Consider the following 17,822-nt stretch of genomic DNA (forward strand, 5'->3'; position numbering starts at 1 on the left):
GCCCCTGGCAAAACATCAAAGGTAACCGATATTTTGCCACCGGGCGCCCGCCCCTGTCGGGGCGGCACGCCCGGCCGCCGCCGGATCAGTGGCGGATGGCGATGGTCTTCAGGGTGGTGAAGCCGTACAGCGCCTCGAAGCCCTTTTCACGGCCGTAGCCCGACTGGCGCGAACCGCCGAACGGCAGTTCCACGCCGCCGCCGGCGCCGTAATTGTTGACGAACACCTGGCCGGCGCGCAGCTTGCGCGCCAGGCGCAGCTGGCGGCCGCCGTCGCGGGTCCAGACGCCGGCCACCAGGCCGTAGAGCGTGCCGTTGGCGATCTCCAGCGCTTCTTCCTCGGTGTCGAACACCATGGCGGCCAGCACTGGACCGAACACTTCCTCCTGCGCCAGGCGGCTCTTGGGCGGCACGTCGCGGAACAGCACCGGCGGCTGGTAGAAGCCGCTGTCGGGCGCGCCGTCCTTGAGCTTGCCGCGCGCGGCGACCTTCAGGCCCTCGGCTTCGGCCTCGGCCAGGAAACCGCGCACGCGGTCATGCTGGCGGGCGCTGATCAGCGGACCGACGTCCAGGTCCTGCGCGGCCGGGCCGGTGACGGTGGCCGAGAAGGCCTCGCCCAGGCGCGCCAGCACTTTCTCGTAGACGCCGCGCTGGATCAGCACGCGGCTGCCGGCCGAGCAGGTCTGGCCGGCGTTCTGGATGATGGCGGCCAGCAGCACCGGCATGGCGGCGTCCAGGTCGGCGTCGTCGAACACGATCTGCGGCGACTTGCCGCCCAGTTCGAGCGTCACCGGCACGTGGTTTTCGGCGGCGGCGTGCGCCACCATCTTGCCGGTCTGCGGCGAGCCGGTGAACGAGATGTGGTCGATGCCCGGGTGCGCCGACAAGGCGGCGCCGGCCTCGTGGCCGTAGCCGGTGCAGATGTTCAGCGCGCCGGCGGGCAGGCCCACCTCGGCGGCGATCTCGGCCACCTTGAGCAGCGACAGGCAGGCGTCCTCGGCCGGCTTGACCACGCAGGCATTGCCCGCGGCCAGCGCGGCGCCGACGCTGCGGCCGAAGATCTGCAGCGGATAGTTCCACGGCACGATGTGGCCGGTGACGCCATGCGCCTCGCGCACGGTCAGCACGGTGAAGCCGGGGGTGTAGGGAATGGTCTCGCCATGCAGCTTGTCGACCGCGCCGGCGTAGAACTCGAAATAGCGGGCCACGGCGGCCGCGTCGGCGCGGGCCTGCTTGATCGGCTTGCCGGCGTCGGCGGACTCCAGCTGCGCCAGTTCTTCCTGGCGCTCCAGCAGCGCGAAGGCGATGCGCATGAGCAGGCGGCTGCGGGCGGCGGGCGCCATCTGGCCCCACTCGCCCTCGAAGGCCTCGCGCGCGGCGACCACGGCGCGGTCCACGTCTTCCTCGCCCGAACGCGCGATGGCGTCGAAGGCCTTGCCATCGGACGGGTTCAGGACGGGAATGGTTTCGCCGCTGGCGGCGGGCACCCACTGGTTGGCGATAAAGTTCTTCTGGGTCACGGTGTGCGGAGTAAAGTAGCGGCCGGTTGGCCGGTTGCGGGATGGATCCAAGGTAAGGGAGCCCTCAACAACTTGTCAATTGAATTGACAGCTTTCGTCCCAAGCTTCAGGATATTTTTGGCCGGACTGGGGTTATCCCTAGGCTTTCAAGCCCTTGCATCGCCGTGTGCGCCAGGGCGTCTTGTTCGATTTGTCATGACCGATAACAAACCCGGCGTCCGCGCCGTTGGAGCCCCGCCATGAGCAACGTGCGCGATCCGCAACTGGACAAGCTGCTGAGCGCGGCCACCCGGCCGCGGCCCGAGCTGGACGTGCTGGCCGAAGTGGCGTCCGGCCTGGGCTACGTACGCGCCGAGCGCTTCGCCGAACGCGTCTACGAGAGCCTGTTCTATGCCATCGCCACCGGCAAGATCGGGCCGGGCGCCAAGCTGCCCACCGAACTGGAACTGGCGGCGCTGTTCGAGGTGTCGCGCCCGGTGGTGCGGCAGGCGCTGGACCGGCTGCGCGAAGACCAGCTGGTCGAATCCGTGCGCGGCTCGGGCAGCTACGTGCGCGCCAAGCCCGACCTGATGGGCGGCATGCCGGCGGTCGATCCCGCGCGCCGGGTCGGCCATATCCTGGAGGGGCTGGAACTGCGCATGGTGATCGAGCCGGAATGCGCCTACCTGGCCGCCCTGCGCCGCACCGACGACGACCTGCTGGAAATGGACCGCATGCTGGCCGGCTACGAAGCCGCCGACGCCGCCGGCGCCATCGCCCACCATCATGACTATGGCTTTCACCGCGCCATCGCGGCGGCCACCGGCAACCAGCGCTTCGTGCAGGTGCTCAAGTCGCTGGAGTACGACGTCAGCCATGCCGTCAACATGATGCGCCACCTGGTTCATAGCGAACCCTGGAAGCGCACCCGCGCCGCCATCGACGAACACCGCCAGATCTACCGTCTGATCCGCGAACAGGACGCCGAGGGCGCCCGCAACATCATGCGCGCCCATATCGAAAAAGCCCGCAGCCGCATGCTCAACAGCGGCTCGGAACATTGATTCACTGAATTCCCGCCATGCCCAGCCCCACCCTCGACCTGAACCAGCAACTCGTCATCGTCACCGGCGCCAGCCGCGGCCTGGGCGCCGCCATCGCCCGCGCCTTCCTGCGCGAGGGCGCGCGGGTCGTCATCAACTACCTGAACAGCGAAGCCGCGGCCCGCGAACTGGCGGCAACCGCGCCGGACCGCGCGCTGGCCGTGCAGGCGGACGTGCGCGACGCCGACGCGGTCGCCGCCATGGTGGCGCGCGCCAGCGAGCATTTCGGCCGGCCGGTCGGCACCGTGGTCAACAACGCCCTGCCCGCCTTCCAGTTCGACGGCGACGCCCGCCCCCACGCCGACACGCTCGACTGGGCGCGCATGAACGCGCAGCTCGAAGGCAGCGTGCGCGCCGCCCTCAACACCACCCAGGCCGTGCTGCCGTCGATGCGCGCGGCCGGCGGCGGCCGCATCATCAACGTCGGCACCAACCTGGTCCAGAACCCGGTGGTGCCGTACCACGACTACACCGCCGCCAAGGCCGCCCTGCTGGCCTTCACGCGCACGCTGTCGCACGAACTGGGCGCCGACGGCATCAGCGTCAACATGGTGTCCGGCGGCCTGCTACGCACCACCGACGCTTCGGCCGCCACGCCGGCGGCGGTGTTCGACCTGATCGCCGCCAGCACGCCGCTGCGCGAAGTGACCACGCCGGAACAGTTCGCCGACGCGGTGCTGTTCTTCGCCAGCCCGTGGTCGCGCGCGGTGACGGGGCAGAATCTGATCGTGGATGGGGGGCTGGTGAAGGGGTGACGGGCGCGGCGCGTCGACGAATGTGGTTAATGCGAGGGCGTCTCGCGGCCGACACCAAGGCGCTGGTCCAGGACGCGGAAATAAGGGCGTTGGCTCCAAGCGGCACGATCGCCGATCACATACAGCCGGGCCTTGGCCCGGCTGACCGCCACATTGAGCAGGTTGGGGCTTTGCGCAGCCCAATCCTTGGCCCCCGGGCGCTGAGGATTGCCGCCCAGCACCAAGATAACGACTTCGGCCTCCTTGCCCTGGGTCGTGTGCACCGTCCCGGTCTTGGCAGGATCGAGTCCAAGCATCCTGGCCATCGCGCGCAGTTGCATCGCCGCATCCTTGAACGGCGAGATCAGGAAAATGTCCTTGGGCGCGACCTGGTGCTCAGCCTGTAAAGACCGCAACAGCTTCCTCGCAGCCTCCCCTTCCTCAGGCACCCAATTGCCCGCACTGGTTTGCGCGCGGACGTCGATCCAATGGCAACGCGGCCACGAATGGGCGGACGGCGATTTCCCTTGAACCATCAGCCCGTCATAAGCAATGCCGTTGCTGATGGAGAACATCGGATCATCGCAACGGCGGTGTACACGCAGCGGCGAGCCGACCCAGACTTTCCCGTTCTCCTTGCCCGGCAGCCAGGTCCCCATCGACATGCTCTGATCCGACAGGCGCTGCGCCGATGTGAAGCTGGGCCACCAATCCCGAGGTACGTCATAGTGCCGAGCCAGTGCGCCCTCGACCGCTGCCGGCATGCCCAGTACGGGTTCAAGCTGGTTGGGATCGCCCACCACGACAGTGCGCGCCGCCCGCCAGATGGCACCAGCGGCCTGTTGAGGCAATGCCTGGCCGGCCTCGTCGATCAAAAGCCAGCCGATCGACTCCCGCCCAAGCGAATGGAACATGCGAGGAATCGAGGCGAAGGTCGTGGAGATCACCGGAACCACGAGGGCGAGGCTCCCAAGCGCCACGCGCGCCATGTCTTCGGGCATGCCCTTACCTTGGAGCCAGTTCGAGGCCAAGCCAAGGTTGTCGATGATCTCCTGAGGATGGGATTCGATGAAAGCACGATGCACATCCAATCCGGCCAGAAACAGATCTTGCCGCGCGCGGCGCCAAGCCGGCGTCGACCAGGGCGAGGACAGTTCCCGGACGGCATCATCGGCGCTCGATTGCGGCCAGTACGCCCCCAAGCGCTGCATCGCCTGCCGACATGCATGTCCAGCCGCGTCAAGCCTGTGCAGTGCCTCTTGATGAGCGACCTGCTTTTGCCGCAAGGCAGCCCTCAGCTTCTCGTCCCCACCGGCCGCTTCCTGGTGCGTGGCCTTGGCCTTGTTGCACTCTGCGGCCAGGCCATCGTGATCGGCCCTGGATTGCCTGACTTGAGCATCGATCTGGTTGCGCCTGTTCCACCATTCGCGATGCGAGCGCCCCCAGGTCGAAAGCCAGATCAGCAATCCTGGCCTGGCCCGATCGTGGCTGGCCAATTCGGCCTGCGCCGCAGCACACTGCTTGAGCACGCCGGCCATCCGCGCTTGCAGATTGTCGACGCGCTCCTGTAGCGTCGGCAGCGCGGCTTGTCGCGTCGCGAGTTCGCCCTGGATAGCTTGCACGCCACGTTCTAGTTCCTCGGCCTGGGCGCGCGCCTTGAGGACAACCTCCGGAAGTTTCGCACCCGCCTCCAAGGCGCTTCGGCATTGACGTTCGGCCTCCCGCGCCTGTTCGAACCGGGCCACGGCCTGTGTCCAACTCATCTCTGGCTTGCGCCCGCCCTCGATGATCCGGCTCAGGTGATAGCGTAGCCCTTCCCCACCCTCGGCAAAGGGATTGGCGTCCCACCGAGCCAGAAGCGCCGCTTGCGTGGGATCGTCTTGTGCATCCGGCTGATTTTTCCTGGAATGGACGCCAGGTGGATTCCTCCACCAGAAGCTGTTCATGAACGCGCCACGGTTGGCCTTCGATCCCATGCGTGCGGCCAGGAGCCCCCAGGCGGCATTGCCCAGGACGTTGCCGGCCAGGCACTTGTAATAACCATCCGGATGCGCGCTGCGCCCGGTCGTATCGGCAGGTACGGCCTTGATGCCAGGCAGTTCCAGCGAAATGTTCTCCACCGCGCCGTTGTTGGCCGAGGCCACAACGATGGCGAACCCGCTCAGGTCAGCGTGCAACGGTCGATAGTTGCACCAGAATTCACCTAGTTTCTTTTTCGTCCGCCCGGCAAAGGCCTGCCCTCCCAGCCGCGCCAGGTGCGCCGCGCGCGCAGTGACAACCGCCGCTACCACATCGCGTAACAAGGTGGTCTTGCCCGTGCCCGGCGGTCCATTGATCGCAAAGATTCCAGGCTTGGCTTCGAGCTGGCGCCACAGTTCATTGACGGCCAGTTGCTGGCTGAATGCAAGCGGATGATCCGAAGGCCAACTTCCCGCAGGAAAAGCCGCGGGATTCAACGCCGCGAAAGCAGTCGCCACCCCATGCGCCTCGCGCAGATCCACGCGCGCGGGATCCACCCTGGCCACCGCCTGGATATACTCGGCCAGCCCTTTCCCGACATCGCCATTGACCCAGGCATGGCTCAGCGCGTTGAGATCGCCAACAAAGAAACTGTTCAGCAGATCATCTCCCGGCTGGGGATCGGACGCGCCCTGATCGCCCGTCGCTTCGGCTCTCTTGACCTGGACGCATTTGGCGGCGTGGGTCGAGGAGATCATCCCCTCGGGCAGTAGACAAAGGGCGGCAACGCGCCCGCTCAACGCATCGACCCAGGCACGGGTGGGCGGCGCCTTTTCCTGTCTGGCCGCGGCAGTAGCATCGACGAGCCACTGGATAAGCCGGCGAACCAGCATGTCAAAGCCCGCATAGCCGCTGTTCGGACTCGGTATCTCCGGATTGGCCTCTGGCAAGCCGGTCGTGACGATCCTGCCGCCGTCTTCCAGCACCGCGATGCCGTCAGGGTAATGCAGGATCTGCCCTGCCGCCCAACACGCCAGGGACAACACGAAATTCTGCGGCAGAGGATAGCCGTCTTCGTCGAAAGCCAAGTCAAAGAGGCGGGCTTGGCCACTGGGACGGCGCTCGTCGAACACATCCTCGTGCGAACCAAGCTTGACTTCCAGCGATGCCGCAAACCGCTCGATATCGTAGAGCCCCGCCTGCAGCGTGTAGCGCCAGGCAAGGCGCGGCGCAATGCGTTTGGCCTGGTGTTTCGGATCGAACCAGGGCAAGGACTCGTCCGCGCGTAATCGGTAGACAGGCTCGGTGAGGTGGGCGGGGTTGGCTTTCTCGGCCTTTTGCGGGACGCACGCCTCGACGGCGCGCCAGAACCGCAATATTAGCGGTGCTTGAGATATTGCAGGCTGCCGGCCCTGCTGTTGTTCTGCCATTGTTTTGTTCTCTTTCAGGACTGCGGAACTTCCGATTGGGGTCGGATATTGGCGTTTTGAAAATTATACAAATTGATAATAATTTATACGAACGCGATGGCTTTCCGGTTCGGATTGAACGCACTTTTGGTTCACACAGATTGCAGAAAGCAGTGAACCATGCGTGAAGCGCTACCCCTCGACGTTTCCCGTAGTTTCGGACACAACGAAGGGTCGACTCGCCAAGCCCTCCTGCCCCCCCTTGCTAGACTGCTGGCACGACACTAATCGCCCGAAGGTTCAACGCCCCGGCCCGCTCATGCGCCGCGCCTTCGAGTGGCACACGACGCATCCGGGCACCACCCGCGAGCATGTTGCATACGTCACGCACCGGCATCACGTCGCCGATCCGCTTGCCGAGAAAGTATCCGATCGAATACACTAATCATGTACCACATAAAGCCGCTGCCAGCGTTCGACGCTTGGTTCGACAGCCTGACAGACCCAGCTACGCGAGCCCGCCTGATCCGCAGGCTTGAAAAGGCCGCGCGAGGTTTGCTGGGCGATGTGAAACCGGTCGGAGAGGGCGTGAGCGAGATGCGCGAGTTCTTTGGCCCTGGCTGGCGCATGTATTACATCGAGCAGGGCGACGTGCTGATCGTCATGCTGGGCGGCGGCACAAAGACCACACAACGCCGTGACGTCAAGCACGCCAAGGAATTGGCGCGGGCCCTGAGAAACGACGAGGAAGACCCATCATGAGCAAGAAGACGATCAAGGTTTCCGAACTGCCCACCTTCGACCCTGCGCGTTACCTGCGCGACGACAAGGACATCGCCGCCTACTTGACGCAGGTGATCGAGGACGGAGACTTCGATGAGCTTGCCCAGGCGCTGGGAGTTGCCGCGCGCGCTCGCGGCATGACGCAAATTGCCGAGACCGCCGGTATTGGCCGGGAATCCCTGTACAAGGCCCTGCGTGCCGGCGCCAGCCCGCGCTTTGACACCATCGCCAAGGTATGCAAGGCACTGGGCGTACGCCTGGTCGTCCAGGCCGAACATCCGGCCTAGGCCCGCATGACGAGCCACGACCGAATCGAAAACCCGAGCCGCGCTGGAACCCAGCCGTCCCCGCAGAGTCGGCGGGAGAGGACCATAAGCACATGTCGATGACACGCGAAACCACGCCATCGCCGGCAAGAAAAAACCTATTCGGTCGATTTTCAAGAAGGTTCGGTAGTCGCCGGGCCAGTAGCCGGAAGCCAAGATTTCCTAGAGAATCCCCCCCAACCCTCTGAAACAACAAACTGCATTCTCCCCATGAAACTCGCCACCTGGAACGTCAACTCCCTCAACGTGCGCCTGCCGCAGGTGCTGGACTGGCTGGCCGCCAATCCCGTCGACGTGCTGTGCATCCAGGAACTGAAGCTGACCGACGACAAGTTCCCCGAGGCCGCCTTCATGGAAGCCGGCTACCACGCGGTCTGGGCCGGCCAGAAGACCTACAACGGCGTCGCCATCGTGTCGCGCGTGCCGGGCACGTCGATGGTCCGCAACATCCCCAATTACGAAGACCCGCAGCAGCGCGTGCTGGCCCTGACCTTCCCCAGCGCCGATGGCGACGTGCGCGTGGTCTGCGCCTATTGCCCCAATGGCCAGGCGGTCGGCTCCGACAAGTACGCCTACAAGCTCGAATGGTTCGAGGCCATGCGCGCCTGGCTGGCCGACGAGATCAAGCAATACCCGCGCCTGGCGGTGCTGGGCGACTACAACGTCGCCCCGGCCGACGAGGACGTGCACAACCCCGAGAAGTGGGAAGGCCAGGTGCTGGTGTCCGAACCCGAGCGCCACGCGCTGCAGCACCTGGTGGACCTGGGCCTGGCCGACTCGTTCCGCCTGTTCGAGCAGCCCGAGAAGTCGTTTTCGTGGTGGGACTACCGCCAGTTCGCGTTCCGCCGCAATGCCGGCCTGCGCATCGACCACATCCTGCTGTCGGCGCCGCTGGTCAAGCGCTGCACCGCCTGCGTGATCGACAAGGAACCGCGCCGCAACGAGCAACCGTCCGACCATGCGCCGGTGGTGGCCACGCTGACGTTCGATTGAGCAAAAAATCTTGCGCGCCAGCTTGCGCGGCGCGCGGGAATTCCTGTATATTTGCGGTCTTGCTTGATTTGGGGCGGTAGCTCAGCTGGGAGAGCGTCGCGTTCGCAATGCGAAGGTCGGGAGTTCGATCCTCCTCCGCTCCACCAATTCAAGCTCCAGCGAAATCTGGAGTAAGTCCAAGACAGCGCCTTAGGGCGCTGTTTTTGTTTGGCGCTGTTTTGTTTGGGCGGATCGGCCCATGGATTCAAGGCCGCAGCAAGGAGATGCGCGGCTTGCCATACTCCTGCCGGTAACACACGCATAGCAGCACCCTGCCGACCCGCTCGCACCGCGCGACGAATCTCCAGCGGCCAAATACCAGGCCGATCTCTTGCGCCCCGCCCTGATCGAGCGGTCGCGCCCAGGTGATGGACAGGCGCGGCAGCGCATGCAGCAGCCCCAGCCCCACGCTTTTCGCGCAAGCCTCGCGGGCGACCCAGCCGGCCAGGAAATCCACGACGACGAGGTCCCGCCGCGCCAGCCAGGCCGCCAGACGGTGTTGGCGGGCGGCCAGATCGGGCCGATCCAGATGCTCGATGTCAATGCCCACGTACTTGCGATTGGCGTATAGCCGCGCCTGCGTGCCGGAACTGTCGCTCACGCCGAAACCAGCAAGACCGGGAAGGTACGGCTTGCCCAACCGTGTGCGCCTGGCCCGCCCGGACAGCGCGGGGTCCAGCGCGCCCAACATCACCGTGACGTCAAAGTTCGACGAGGGTACGGTCATGCGAGCCGGTCGCGATCAGGGTGTCGGCCTCGCCCGCCACGGCGCGCGCGCTGAACCGCAGGGAATTGCCGAACATGGCCTCTACCGTGATCGTCAGCCGCACCGCGCTACCCGGATGCGCGGGCGCCACGTGCCGCACACTGACCGCATGCCCGACCGACCCGCAACGCCCGTCGCCCGCCAGCCGGATGCACTCCGTCGCATAAGACTCGATCCAATAGACAATCACCGGGGTGGCCAGCACATCCAGATCTCCGCCATAGCTCAATGCGCTGGCGGCGGCATCGACCACCCAGGTTTTCTGGAACTGCTGGCCTGTCTGGAACAATGCCTGCGCCTGTACGGTCGGATGCCCCATCTAGGCGCGCTCCAGCGCGGCGAGCGCCTGCGCCGCATTGCCGAAACGATCCTTGAACATGGAGATCCAGCGCTCCAAGCCGAACGCGACACAACTGGTGTGCACGAAGTTGCCGGCCAGGCGGATATCGAACTTTTCACCAAAGTAGTTGCGGTGATAGTTCAGCGACGACACGGCGTGGCCGTCGAACACCAGTTCGCGCTTGGTGGGCGTCAGCGCCGACAGGCGCGCCACGGCGCTGCCTGAATCAAAGAAGGGATCGTTGGCTTCTTCACAACCCGCGCGGATTCCCAGTTGCGCGAACAGGGAGAACAGGCGGTCATAACCGGCTTCCAGGTGCGCCTGCGCGCCCTCCGCCGTGCCCAGGTACACGTATTCCTTCATGGTGAAGTTGAAGGCACGGTAACGATCCAGCGCCTTGTCCTCGTGCCGGAAGCAGCGCGCGATGCAGGATTCCACCCGCGCGCCTTCCAGATGCTGTCCTTGCAGCCCAAGGTAGACCTTGTAGCAGGTCGCCGGCAACAAGGCCACGTCGGCGGACAGCGCCTTGAAATCCTGGTCCAGCTTGCGCTGGCCGCGCGCGAACCCCAGCAGCTCCCCCTCTTCTATCGAGCACATGACGCAGGTCAGGTGCGGGAAATTGCGCACATAGCCCAGCGCATTGATCTCTTCATGGGCCAGCAAGCTGTCGAACTCCGTGGTAGCGTCGGGCGCAATCGAGAATATGTCGTCGAGTTTGCCCTGCAGCACGTTCTTTACCTGATGCCATTGCTTTTCGATGATCACGACAGAATCTCCTGAAAATCCCTGAAAGCACTTAGAAGAATGCGGACACGACCCCGCCTTACGCCGTCAAGTCAGCCAGCACCTGGCGCACGGTTCGGATGGAATGCGTGTCCTTGCAGGACGTTCCGCAATACAACGCCATGTCCTCGATCAGACCCTCGGTGTGGACGGTGGGTACCGCAACGCTGTAACGCAAAATGGGATAACGCTTTCCAAAGTAATTCGCGGAGCCGATGACGCTCGCCGGCAGCGATTCCTTGCAGCTGGCATTGCGGATGACCCGGTGGCGATGGGTATGCCACCCCACGCTGAAGCGGTCGGTGACCACGGTATCGCCGGGCGTGGCGTTCACGATTGCCTGCTTGTAGCGCTCGTGCGCGGCGGACTCCCGGGTTGCCGCGAATACCGTGCCGCACAGGACGCCGGAAAATCCGGCCTGCATCACCTGGCGCAACTCCACCGGGTTGCTGATGCCGCCGCTGAGGAACACCATGCGCTTGTCGACGCCATGGCCGGCAGCCTGGTCCAGCGCCTGCGCGCGCGCGGTCGAACCCAGGTGATGGCCGCCCGCCTCCGTCGTCTGCAACACGCCAAAGCGCGCGCCGGCATCGAACGCCGCTTGCAGCTCGTCCCAGGTCCCCGCTTGCACGCCATACTCCATCCCGGCCGGCAAGGCCCGCAGCACGGGGGCGCCGGGCAGACCGAAGAAGGTCACGATCGGCTGCTCCGGACAGTCCGCCAAGAAGGCCAACCGCTCCAGCAACGCGTCCGCGTCCAGCACGAAGGGCACCAGATTCACGCCAAAGCGCGCCCGGGTCAGCGCGGCGGTCTGCGCAAGCAACAGGCCGATCTCGTCCAGCGTGTGGCGATACAGGCCAATCATTCCGAACGCGCCCGCCTCGCACACGGCGGCCGCCAATTCCGGCTGCGCCACGCCGCCCATGCCGGCCTGCAGGATGGGCAAGCGCGCGCCGAAAAACGCTTTCACCCGGGAACTGCTGGCAATCTGCGCCATGGTGTGCCTCCGCCCTATAGCGCGGCCAGATTCAAGTCCGTCACCAGCCCCTGTTTGGTGAAGTAGGCGGCGCTACGCTTGAACCATTGCTCGTGGACGGCCTTGCGCGCCGGATGCGACCGCAGCGCGTTGCGCATGGCGTTGCCGTTGCGAAATCCCAGCGGCTCGTAGACTTTGGCATCGTCATAGACGGCCGGGTTGTACATCAGGCTGATGAAGTAGCGGAACATATTCGTCACCGTGCGCGCCACCTCCGCGCGCGTCGCGTCAGGATCGCCCCCGCGCTCCAGCGCCATCTGGTACAGGCGCGGCACCATTTCCCGGCCGAAGGACACGTGGCGAGACTCGTCCACATGATGCTGGTAGTTGATCTGCTTGAGGATCTCGGTAATGCCGTCCGTGGTGCCGACCTTATGGTTGTAGTAGTCGACGAACTCTTCAAAGATCAGCGTGCTGGCGAACATGTACAGGTCGTCCAACTCTGGCGTGGGCGCCTGCGCATCGCCCTGCAACTGAATCGACGGGTATATCTTTCCCGCATAATCGAGACAGGCCTTGGCGAAATACCACATATGGAAGTTCTCTTCGCCCATGAAGACATGCAGGTATTCGGATACATCGGCATAGCGCTCTTCATAGATGCAGCGGCTGACAAAGCTCAGCACCCCTTTGATGCCGTGCACGTTGAGGCTGAAAAAATTGACCGCCTCCCATTTGCTGAGCCGTATCCGCTGCGCGGCGTCCAACTGCTCCTGCAAAGGCGTTCCGTAGGTGGTGAGCAAGTCATTGCTGCACCAGGGCTGGTCATCCGGAATATGGGCGGGCCACTCAAAACGCTCGTAGGGATCGTGCGAACGCCCTTTGGATAGCGTCATCAGGCGGCCGATTCTTGAGTAGTCGAATGTCATGATGCCTTCCTTCTCGGGCTAGCGCTGTACCTGGACGAAATTGACGATGGCATCCACCGTGCGCAGGTCGTCGACGGTGATGGCGGTCGAGACATCGCGCCCCACCAGTTCGCCCAGGAACATGATGAAGTCCAGGAACTGCATGCTGTCCAGGATGCGCTCTTCGATCAGGTTCTTCTCTTTGATGCCTTCGACCTGCGCATCGCGGTTTTCCTTCAGCCAGGCGATCACTTCGGCTTCGGTATCGGTGACGGTCTGTGTGGACATATAGGCTCCGGTTCAATAGGTGGATAACGGGTCAGACCTTGACGGCCGACAGCAGGCAGAACCCGCTGCTTTCCTGGCGCAGCACGGCTTGGCGCTCAAACCCGGCCGCCGCGATCTGCGCCTGCATGTCGCCCACCGTCCAACTGCGCCCGCCGTCCCACAGCGCCAGCGCGGACAGGTTGTGCAAGGTGGTGAACAGCGGCGCGCGCCGGTCCTCGGCAAGGAAGTAGCCCTGCACCAGCAATGTCCCGCCCGGACGCAATGCCTGCCTGGCGCGGTCCAGCATCGATCGGCACACCGGCGCGCTCTCCTGATGCAGCACGTTGGAAAAGAGCAGTGCGTCGGCGCCCTCGCCGAAACCGTCTTGCCGATAATCGGCCACCTTGGCGCTCACGCGGTCCGCCAGGCCGGCCGCGCACACGGTTTCGCGCGTGATCTCGACCACCGGCGCCAGATCCAGAACCAGTGCGGTCACCTCGGGCCGCGCCGCGCACAAGGCAATGGAATACGTGCCTGCGCCCCCGCCGACATCCACCAGATGGCGAATGGGCGCCGCTTTCAATGCCTCGGCAAATGCAGCTCCCGAACGGGACGCGAACTGATGCATGCCCAGGATGAAGTCACGCATGAACTGGGGGTCTTCGCCCAGCCATTTGGACTGGTTGTCCACCGCCTCGCCGCGCCGCACCGCCTCGGCCAGTTGCGCCCAGGGCTGCTTCCAGCGCGCCATGACGCGGAGCCAGCACAACAGGGATTCGGGACTGTCCTCGGTGAGAAAGCGCGCACTGAGATCGGTATTGGCGTAGCGCCCGCCGTCGCCCGTCAGCAGTTTTTGCGCGACCGCGCAGTCCAGCAGGCGTTCCAGCGGCTCGGATTCGCAACCGAGTTCCAGCGCCAGCTCGGCGCATGTGCGGGGTTCGGACAAACGCTGGGCAATCCCCAGGTCGGCCAAGGCATACAAGGGCTGCCCCTCCCAATGCCCGAACGCCAACCGGGAAAACGCCATGAAGCTCACATCCATCGATATTCCCTCCTGATTCAGCGGTGATGGCCCGACGGGCCAGACAGGTGAACACGCAACAACCCCGGGACGGGGTTGGAAACCAGCGATCAGGACGGGGCACGCAAAACCGAGGGAGATCCGGCCGCATGCGCCATCCTGGGAGTTGACAGCGATCTTGCGGGGCGGCTAAAAGGCGTCGCCGGAGTTTTTTTGAAGTCCATATAATGGACCATTATTTATTCTTTTATTTTCGAGCATTCTATACCCACGCAGAAAATAGGCAATAATAAATTTCGTCCGATATATAGGCCCAATATAAAGGTCCAATATATGGACCATTATTCCGCTTAACCAAAAAGGTGTGGGTATGGAGTGGAGCATGGCGGCACTGCTGGCCGGCGCGGGCGCGTTAGGCGGCGTCATCAATGCGCTGGCGGGCGGCGCCACACTGATTACTTTTCCCGCGATGGTGGCGGCGGGCCTGCCGCCCGTCATCGCCAATGCCTCCAGCGCGGTAGCCATATCGCCCGGCCATATCCTGGCGGCGCTGGCCGATCGCGAGAATCTGCCCGCTCCCGATCGGCGCTTCTGGCTGCTGTCGATCGCCGCCACCGCGGGCGGCGCGCTGGGCGCATTCATCCTGCTTGCCATCCCCCCCGCCTATTTCATCCTGCCCGTGCCGGCCCTGATCGCGTTTGCCACCTTGCTGTTTGCCTTTGCGCCTCAGGTGCAGGCCTGGAGCGCGCGCCGGCGCGGCGGCCAAGCGCAGGAGAGTCGCGCGCGCGGCGTGCTGCCGATCACACTGGCCTCCGTGTATGGGGGTTTTTTTGGCGCCGGGCTGGGCGTGATCCTGACCGCGGTGATTTCAATCACGGATCCCGGAAACCTGCGCGCCATCAAATCGCTGAAGAACCTGCTGGCCACGTTTGTCACCGCCGCGGCGATCGTCATCTTTATCGCGCAGGGCTCGGTCCATTGGCCTGCCACGCTCTGCATGCTGGCCGGCGCGCTGGCGGGCGGCTATCTGGGCGGCCACTTGATACGTGTCCTGCCCGCTTCGGCAGTCCGGGGGTTCGTCATTGTCACGGGCGCCGTCATGACCGTGATCTATGCGGCGAAGTACTGGTTCTGAGTGTGCGTGAATCGCACAACTGCGATACAACGGTAGGCACTTTGCCGTCACCCTGATGGAACGTCGATGTCCACGCCTGCCGCCCCCTCCGCCAGCCCCCCTGCCGCCCCCGCCGACGAACGCCTGCCGCTGCTCCTGAGCCTGAACGGCGGCTACGTCGACACCCTGGGATTCATCGCGCTGCACGGCCTGTTCTCGGCGCACGTGACCGGCAACTTCGTCACCATCGGCTACGCGCTGGGCAATGGCGCCTCGGGCGCCTGGACCAAGCTGGCGGCGCTGCCGGTGTTCTGCCTGGGCGTGTTCCTGGCGCGCCTGTATGGCCAGGCGCGGCGCGACGCCGGCAAGCCGGCCTTCATGCGGCTGCTCACGGTCAAGACGCTGCTGCTGTGCGTGGCGGCGGCGCTGGCCGTGACGCTGGGGCCGTTTCCGATGGGCGACAGCTGGGGACTGTTCGCCACCGGCATGACGCTGGTGCTGGCGATGTCGATCCAGAATGCGGTGCATCGGGTGCACCTGGGCGCCGCGCCGCCGTCGACGCTGATGACGGGCACCACCACGCAGATCATGCTGGACCTGGCGGACACCGTCCGCGGCGAGGCCGACGCGGCCGCTGGCCGCCGCATGCGGCGCATGGGCCGCGCGGTGCTGGCGTTCGCGATCGGTTGCGGCGCGGCGGCCCTGCTGCATGTCGGCATCGGCCTGTGGGCCTTTGCGTTGCCGCCGCTGGTGTCGCTGGCGGGCCAGGCGCTGGCGCGCGCCTACCCCGGCTGACGCGCCTGGTTCGGACGCGGAGCGGCGGACGGATCCTGCTTGTGGACGTCCTGCGGCGGCTGGCCGCGACCGCGCAGCCGCTGCGCGAGGTAGTCGTAGACCAGCACGCCCGGCGTGCGCATCGCCAGGAACAGCAGCGCCCCGAACAACAGGATCAGCAACGCGGCGCGCAGCGAGATCATGGCGCGCTCCCGGCGCGCAGGTGGCGGCGGATGGTGCGAGAAAAGCCGATGGAATCCTCGCCCAGGATCGGCGGGATGCCGACGAAGCCGCGTTCGCGCAGGGTCTGCAGCGGCAGGCTGGTATCGAGGCCGCCCTGGTCGTACAGGTACTCGGGCAAGTAGCCGGACAACAGGATGCGGTAGTCCAGCGGCAGGCCGGGCACGATGGCCCGCACCATGCGGTAGACCAGCGTGGTGCAGTTGGCGGTGACGGTGTGATAGAAGCGCGGCGTGTCGGCCAGCTCGTTGGCCGTGCGCACGTACGACAGGAACAGCTGGCGCATCGCGTCCGCCGGCATCTTCACCGGATAGAGATAGACGTTCTCGGCGCGCGGACCGGCGCGCACGTAGAGCACGTCGCGCTCGTCGGCCGCCACCACGCTCAGTTCGAACTTCTTGAAAAAGCCGCCCAGTTCCGAGAACTGCTCGCCGCGCTCCTTGCGGATCTCGACCGAGAAGACGACATGGCGGCCGTCGGCGAAGCCGAAGGACACCAGCGTGTGGGCGATGGCCGGACCGTCCCAGTACGACAGGGCCATGTCGACCGATTGCAGCGTGGCGAGGTCGTAGACGCGAGTTTCCCAGCGCGGCGTGTAGTCGGTGTCCGAGCGCCATTTGAAGTCGCGCACGTTGTCCAGCGTGACGATGCTGCCGGCGACGCTGCCGCGCAGCGTCCGGGCGACGTCATCGGCCCAGACCCGGTCATTGGACGGGGCGATGCTCTGCCACCACGCCGCCAGTGCCAGCAATGCCAGCAGGTAGGCCCACAGCGCGGGCCGGCGCCGCAGGCGGCCGGCGCCATGCCACAGCCGCAGCAATGCATACAGCCCCAGGGCGACCCACAGCAGCATCAGCAGCGCCTTGCCCCAGACGGCCGCCGGCCCCTGGTACCAGAACGCCAGGCAGGCCCATGCCATGGAGCACAGCATCAGCAGGCTGAGCGCGCCCCGGCCCAGCACCCGCAGGCAGCGCCAGGCCCGGCCAGGCCGCGCGGGGTCAGACACCGGCGCCATGCTGGCTCACGATTTCCAGCACGCCGTTGATGACGAACTGCACGCCCATGCACACCAGCAGGAAGCCCATGATGCGCGAGATGGCCTCGACCCCGCCGTTGCCGATGAGGGCGACGATGCGGCCGGCCGAGCGCAGGCAGATCCAGAACAGCAGGCCCAGCAGCGCGAAGACGATGATCGGCGTGACGGCGATGGTCCACGCCGGGTACTGGCTGGCGGTCTCGCTGCCGACGGTCGAGGCGGCGCTGATGATCATGGCGATGGTGCCCGGGCCGGCGGTGCCCGGCAGCGCCAGCGGCACGAAGGCGATGTTGGGCACCTGCCGGTGGACGGCCACGTCGGCGGCCACGTCGGCTTCGCGCTCATCGCTGGCCGCGGCGGTGGCCGACGGAAACAGCATGCTGAAGCCGATGCTGACGACGATCAGGCCGCCTGCGATGCGCAGGCCCGGGATCGAGATGCCGAAGGTAGCCATGATCCAGGCGCCGGCGTAGTACGTGACCAGCATGATGCCCACGACATAACAGGCGGCCTGCCGGATCTGGCGTTCGCGCTCTTTGTAGGGAATGTGCTGCCCCAGGGACAGCAGCATGGTCATGGAGGTCAGGGGATTTGCCAACGGCAGCATCAGCGCCAGGCCCAGGCTGACCAGCTTGCCCAGTTGAACCAGATCATCAATCATCGCGGCGGAGGAAAAAACGGCGGGTCGGGACGGAGGTGCAACGCGCTCGCCCAGGGTCGTCGGCTGCGCTACACCGCACAGTGTAATGTAAG

General features: G+C 65.4%; 19 protein-coding genes and 1 tRNA gene. 8 read left to right on the forward strand and 12 right to left on the reverse strand.

The genetic code is table 11. The features are described from left to right. Positions 1-85: 85 nt before the first annotated feature. Positions 86-1,519 (reverse strand): aldehyde dehydrogenase family protein, encoded by a 1,434-nt coding sequence (locus AOZ53_RS22955; RefSeq protein WP_054432057.1) that lies wholly within the window; start codon positions 1,517-1,519, stop codon positions 86-88. Positions 1,520-1,758: 239 nt separating this feature from the next. On the opposite strand from AOZ53_RS22955, the gene AOZ53_RS22960 reads away from it, so the two are divergent. Then, entirely contained in the window at positions 1,759-2,562 is an 804-nt protein-coding gene (locus AOZ53_RS22960; protein ID WP_054432059.1) for a FadR/GntR family transcriptional regulator, read from the forward strand. Positions 2,563-2,579: 17 nt separating this feature from the next. Beyond that, a complete protein-coding gene (locus AOZ53_RS22965) occupies positions 2,580-3,356 on the forward strand; it encodes a 3-oxoacyl-ACP reductase (RefSeq protein WP_054489510.1) in 777 nt (258 codons plus the stop codon). 26 nt (positions 3,357-3,382) lie between these two features. Here the strand turns inward: AOZ53_RS22965 and AOZ53_RS22970 are convergent, their stop codons facing one another. Then, positions 3,383-6,724 carry a DEAD/DEAH box helicase gene (locus tag AOZ53_RS22970; protein ID WP_082385742.1) on the reverse strand — a complete coding sequence of 1,114 codons (3,342 nt, stop codon included), beginning with the start codon at positions 6,722-6,724 and terminating at the stop codon, positions 3,383-3,385. A 426-nt stretch (positions 6,725-7,150) separates the two neighbouring features. On the opposite strand from AOZ53_RS22970, the gene AOZ53_RS22975 reads away from it, so the two are divergent. From AOZ53_RS22975 to AOZ53_RS22990, 4 genes are all read left to right on the forward strand, one after another. Beyond that, complete coding sequence (locus tag AOZ53_RS22975) at positions 7,151-7,465, forward strand: type II toxin-antitoxin system RelE/ParE family toxin (protein ID WP_054489514.1); 315 nt, start codon at positions 7,151-7,153, stop codon at positions 7,463-7,465. Beyond that, on the forward strand, positions 7,462-7,773 hold the full coding sequence (locus AOZ53_RS22980) for an addiction module antidote protein (protein ID WP_054432067.1): 312 nt from the start codon (positions 7,462-7,464) through the stop codon (positions 7,771-7,773). The genes AOZ53_RS22975 and AOZ53_RS22980 overlap by 4 nt, the downstream gene beginning before the upstream one ends. A 249-nt stretch (positions 7,774-8,022) precedes the next feature. Then, positions 8,023-8,805: an exodeoxyribonuclease III gene (gene xth / locus AOZ53_RS22985; RefSeq protein WP_054489516.1), complete on the forward strand. Its 783-nt coding sequence runs from the start codon at positions 8,023-8,025 to the stop codon at positions 8,803-8,805. Positions 8,806-8,875: 70 nt separating this feature from the next. Next, positions 8,876-8,951 (forward strand) — tRNA-Ala (locus AOZ53_RS22990). A gap of 98 nt (positions 8,952-9,049) precedes the next feature. Here the strand turns inward: AOZ53_RS22990 and AOZ53_RS22995 are convergent. Genes AOZ53_RS22995 through AOZ53_RS23025 form a run of 7 tightly spaced genes read right to left on the reverse strand, consistent with a single transcriptional unit; the run spans position 9,050 to position 13,926 of the window. Continuing rightward, positions 9,050-9,571, reverse strand: a complete 522-nt coding sequence (locus AOZ53_RS22995; RefSeq protein WP_156333488.1) for a 4'-phosphopantetheinyl transferase family protein — start codon at positions 9,569-9,571, stop codon at positions 9,050-9,052. Then, positions 9,546-9,929 carry a thioesterase family protein gene (locus AOZ53_RS23000; RefSeq protein WP_054432072.1) on the reverse strand — a complete coding sequence of 128 codons (384 nt, stop codon included), beginning with the start codon at positions 9,927-9,929 and terminating at the stop codon, positions 9,546-9,548. The genes AOZ53_RS22995 and AOZ53_RS23000 overlap by 26 nt, the downstream gene beginning before the upstream one ends. Further along, the gene (locus tag AOZ53_RS23005; RefSeq protein ID WP_054432073.1) at positions 9,930-10,715 is read right to left on the reverse strand and encodes a class-II aminoacyl-tRNA synthetase family protein; all 786 of its coding nucleotides are present in this window, start codon (positions 10,713-10,715) and stop codon (positions 9,930-9,932) included. It lies immediately after the preceding gene. 58 nt (positions 10,716-10,773) lie between these two features. After that, positions 10,774-11,730 (reverse strand): NAD(P)H-dependent flavin oxidoreductase, encoded by a 957-nt coding sequence (locus AOZ53_RS23010; RefSeq protein ID WP_054475786.1) that lies wholly within the window; start codon positions 11,728-11,730, stop codon positions 10,774-10,776. Positions 11,731-11,744: 14 nt separating this feature from the next. Next, positions 11,745-12,638 (reverse strand): diiron oxygenase, encoded by an 894-nt coding sequence (locus tag AOZ53_RS23015; protein ID WP_082385743.1) that lies wholly within the window; start codon positions 12,636-12,638, stop codon positions 11,745-11,747. Between the two features lie 18 nt (positions 12,639-12,656). Further along, positions 12,657-12,905, reverse strand: coding sequence for an acyl carrier protein (locus AOZ53_RS23020; RefSeq protein WP_054432079.1), 249 nt, complete (start codon positions 12,903-12,905; stop codon positions 12,657-12,659). Between the two features lie 31 nt (positions 12,906-12,936). After that, entirely contained in the window at positions 12,937-13,926 is a 990-nt protein-coding gene (locus AOZ53_RS23025) for a methyltransferase (RefSeq protein ID WP_054475792.1), read from the reverse strand. Positions 13,927-14,287: 361 nt separating this feature from the next. Between AOZ53_RS23025 and AOZ53_RS23030 the strand changes: the two genes are divergently transcribed. Together AOZ53_RS23030 and AOZ53_RS23035 are read left to right on the forward strand one after the other, a co-directional pair. Further along, entirely contained in the window at positions 14,288-15,040 is a 753-nt protein-coding gene (locus AOZ53_RS23030) for a sulfite exporter TauE/SafE family protein (RefSeq protein ID WP_231689895.1), read from the forward strand. Positions 15,041-15,106: 66 nt separating this feature from the next. Next, positions 15,107-15,814 carry a YoaK family protein gene (locus AOZ53_RS23035; RefSeq protein ID WP_054432086.1) on the forward strand — a complete coding sequence of 236 codons (708 nt, stop codon included), beginning with the start codon at positions 15,107-15,109 and terminating at the stop codon, positions 15,812-15,814. Here AOZ53_RS23035 and AOZ53_RS23040 read toward each other — a convergent pair. From AOZ53_RS23040 to AOZ53_RS23050, 3 genes are read right to left on the reverse strand one after another with little or no spacing between them, the layout of a single operon-like run. Beyond that, the gene (locus tag AOZ53_RS23040) at positions 15,802-15,996 is read right to left on the reverse strand and encodes a hypothetical protein (RefSeq protein ID WP_054432088.1); all 195 of its coding nucleotides are present in this window, start codon (positions 15,994-15,996) and stop codon (positions 15,802-15,804) included. The two genes, AOZ53_RS23035 and AOZ53_RS23040, sit on opposite strands and share 13 nt — an antisense overlap. Continuing rightward, positions 15,993-17,048, reverse strand: a complete 1,056-nt coding sequence (locus AOZ53_RS23045; RefSeq protein WP_054432090.1) for an Lnb N-terminal periplasmic domain-containing protein — start codon at positions 17,046-17,048, stop codon at positions 15,993-15,995. Before AOZ53_RS23045 ends, AOZ53_RS23040 begins: the two co-directional genes overlap by 4 nt. Continuing rightward, positions 17,032-17,730, reverse strand: coding sequence for a MarC family NAAT transporter (locus AOZ53_RS23050; RefSeq protein ID WP_082380436.1), 699 nt, complete (start codon positions 17,728-17,730; stop codon positions 17,032-17,034). Before AOZ53_RS23050 ends, AOZ53_RS23045 begins: the two co-directional genes overlap by 17 nt. Between the last annotated feature and the right edge of the window lie 92 nt (positions 17,731-17,822).

Origin of the sequence: Achromobacter sp. 2789STDY5608621 (genome assembly GCF_001299375.1) — a bacterium.
Classification (GTDB): domain Bacteria; phylum Pseudomonadota; class Gammaproteobacteria; order Burkholderiales; family Burkholderiaceae_B; genus Achromobacter; species Achromobacter insuavis.

Excerpts from the sequence above, each read along its gene's own strand:
- AOZ53_RS23000 (WP_054432072.1), bottom strand. The coding sequence starts at position 9,929 with ATGGGGCATCCGACCGTACAGGCGCAGGCATTGTTCCAGACAGGCCAG.
- AOZ53_RS23020 (WP_054432079.1), bottom strand. The coding sequence starts at position 12,905 with ATGTCCACACAGACCGTCACCGATACCGAAGCCGAAGTGATCGCCTGG.
- AOZ53_RS23025 (WP_054475792.1), bottom strand. The coding sequence starts at position 13,926 with ATGGATGTGAGCTTCATGGCGTTTTCCCGGTTGGCGTTCGGGCATTGG.
- AOZ53_RS23045 (WP_054432090.1), bottom strand. The coding sequence starts at position 17,048 with ATGGCGCCGGTGTCTGACCCCGCGCGGCCTGGCCGGGCCTGGCGCTGC.
- AOZ53_RS22960 (WP_054432059.1), top strand. The coding sequence starts at position 1,759 with ATGAGCAACGTGCGCGATCCGCAACTGGACAAGCTGCTGAGCGCGGCC.
- AOZ53_RS23030 (WP_231689895.1), top strand. The coding sequence starts at position 14,288 with ATGGCGGCACTGCTGGCCGGCGCGGGCGCGTTAGGCGGCGTCATCAAT.
- AOZ53_RS23015 (WP_082385743.1), bottom strand. The coding sequence starts at position 12,638 with ATGACATTCGACTACTCAAGAATCGGCCGCCTGATGACGCTATCCAAA.
- AOZ53_RS23010 (WP_054475786.1), bottom strand. The coding sequence starts at position 11,730 with ATGGCGCAGATTGCCAGCAGTTCCCGGGTGAAAGCGTTTTTCGGCGCG.
- AOZ53_RS22970 (WP_082385742.1), bottom strand. The coding sequence starts at position 6,724 with ATGGCAGAACAACAGCAGGGCCGGCAGCCTGCAATATCTCAAGCACCG.
- AOZ53_RS23050 (WP_082380436.1), bottom strand. The coding sequence starts at position 17,730 with ATGATTGATGATCTGGTTCAACTGGGCAAGCTGGTCAGCCTGGGCCTG.
- AOZ53_RS22965 (WP_054489510.1), top strand. The coding sequence starts at position 2,580 with ATGCCCAGCCCCACCCTCGACCTGAACCAGCAACTCGTCATCGTCACC.
- xth (WP_054489516.1), top strand. The coding sequence starts at position 8,023 with ATGAAACTCGCCACCTGGAACGTCAACTCCCTCAACGTGCGCCTGCCG.
- AOZ53_RS22995 (WP_156333488.1), bottom strand. The coding sequence starts at position 9,571 with ATGACCGTACCCTCGTCGAACTTTGACGTCACGGTGATGTTGGGCGCG.
- AOZ53_RS22980 (WP_054432067.1), top strand. The coding sequence starts at position 7,462 with ATGAGCAAGAAGACGATCAAGGTTTCCGAACTGCCCACCTTCGACCCT.
- AOZ53_RS23035 (WP_054432086.1), top strand. The coding sequence starts at position 15,107 with ATGTCCACGCCTGCCGCCCCCTCCGCCAGCCCCCCTGCCGCCCCCGCC.
- AOZ53_RS22975 (WP_054489514.1), top strand. The coding sequence starts at position 7,151 with ATGTACCACATAAAGCCGCTGCCAGCGTTCGACGCTTGGTTCGACAGC.
- AOZ53_RS23040 (WP_054432088.1), bottom strand. The coding sequence starts at position 15,996 with ATGATCTCGCTGCGCGCCGCGTTGCTGATCCTGTTGTTCGGGGCGCTG.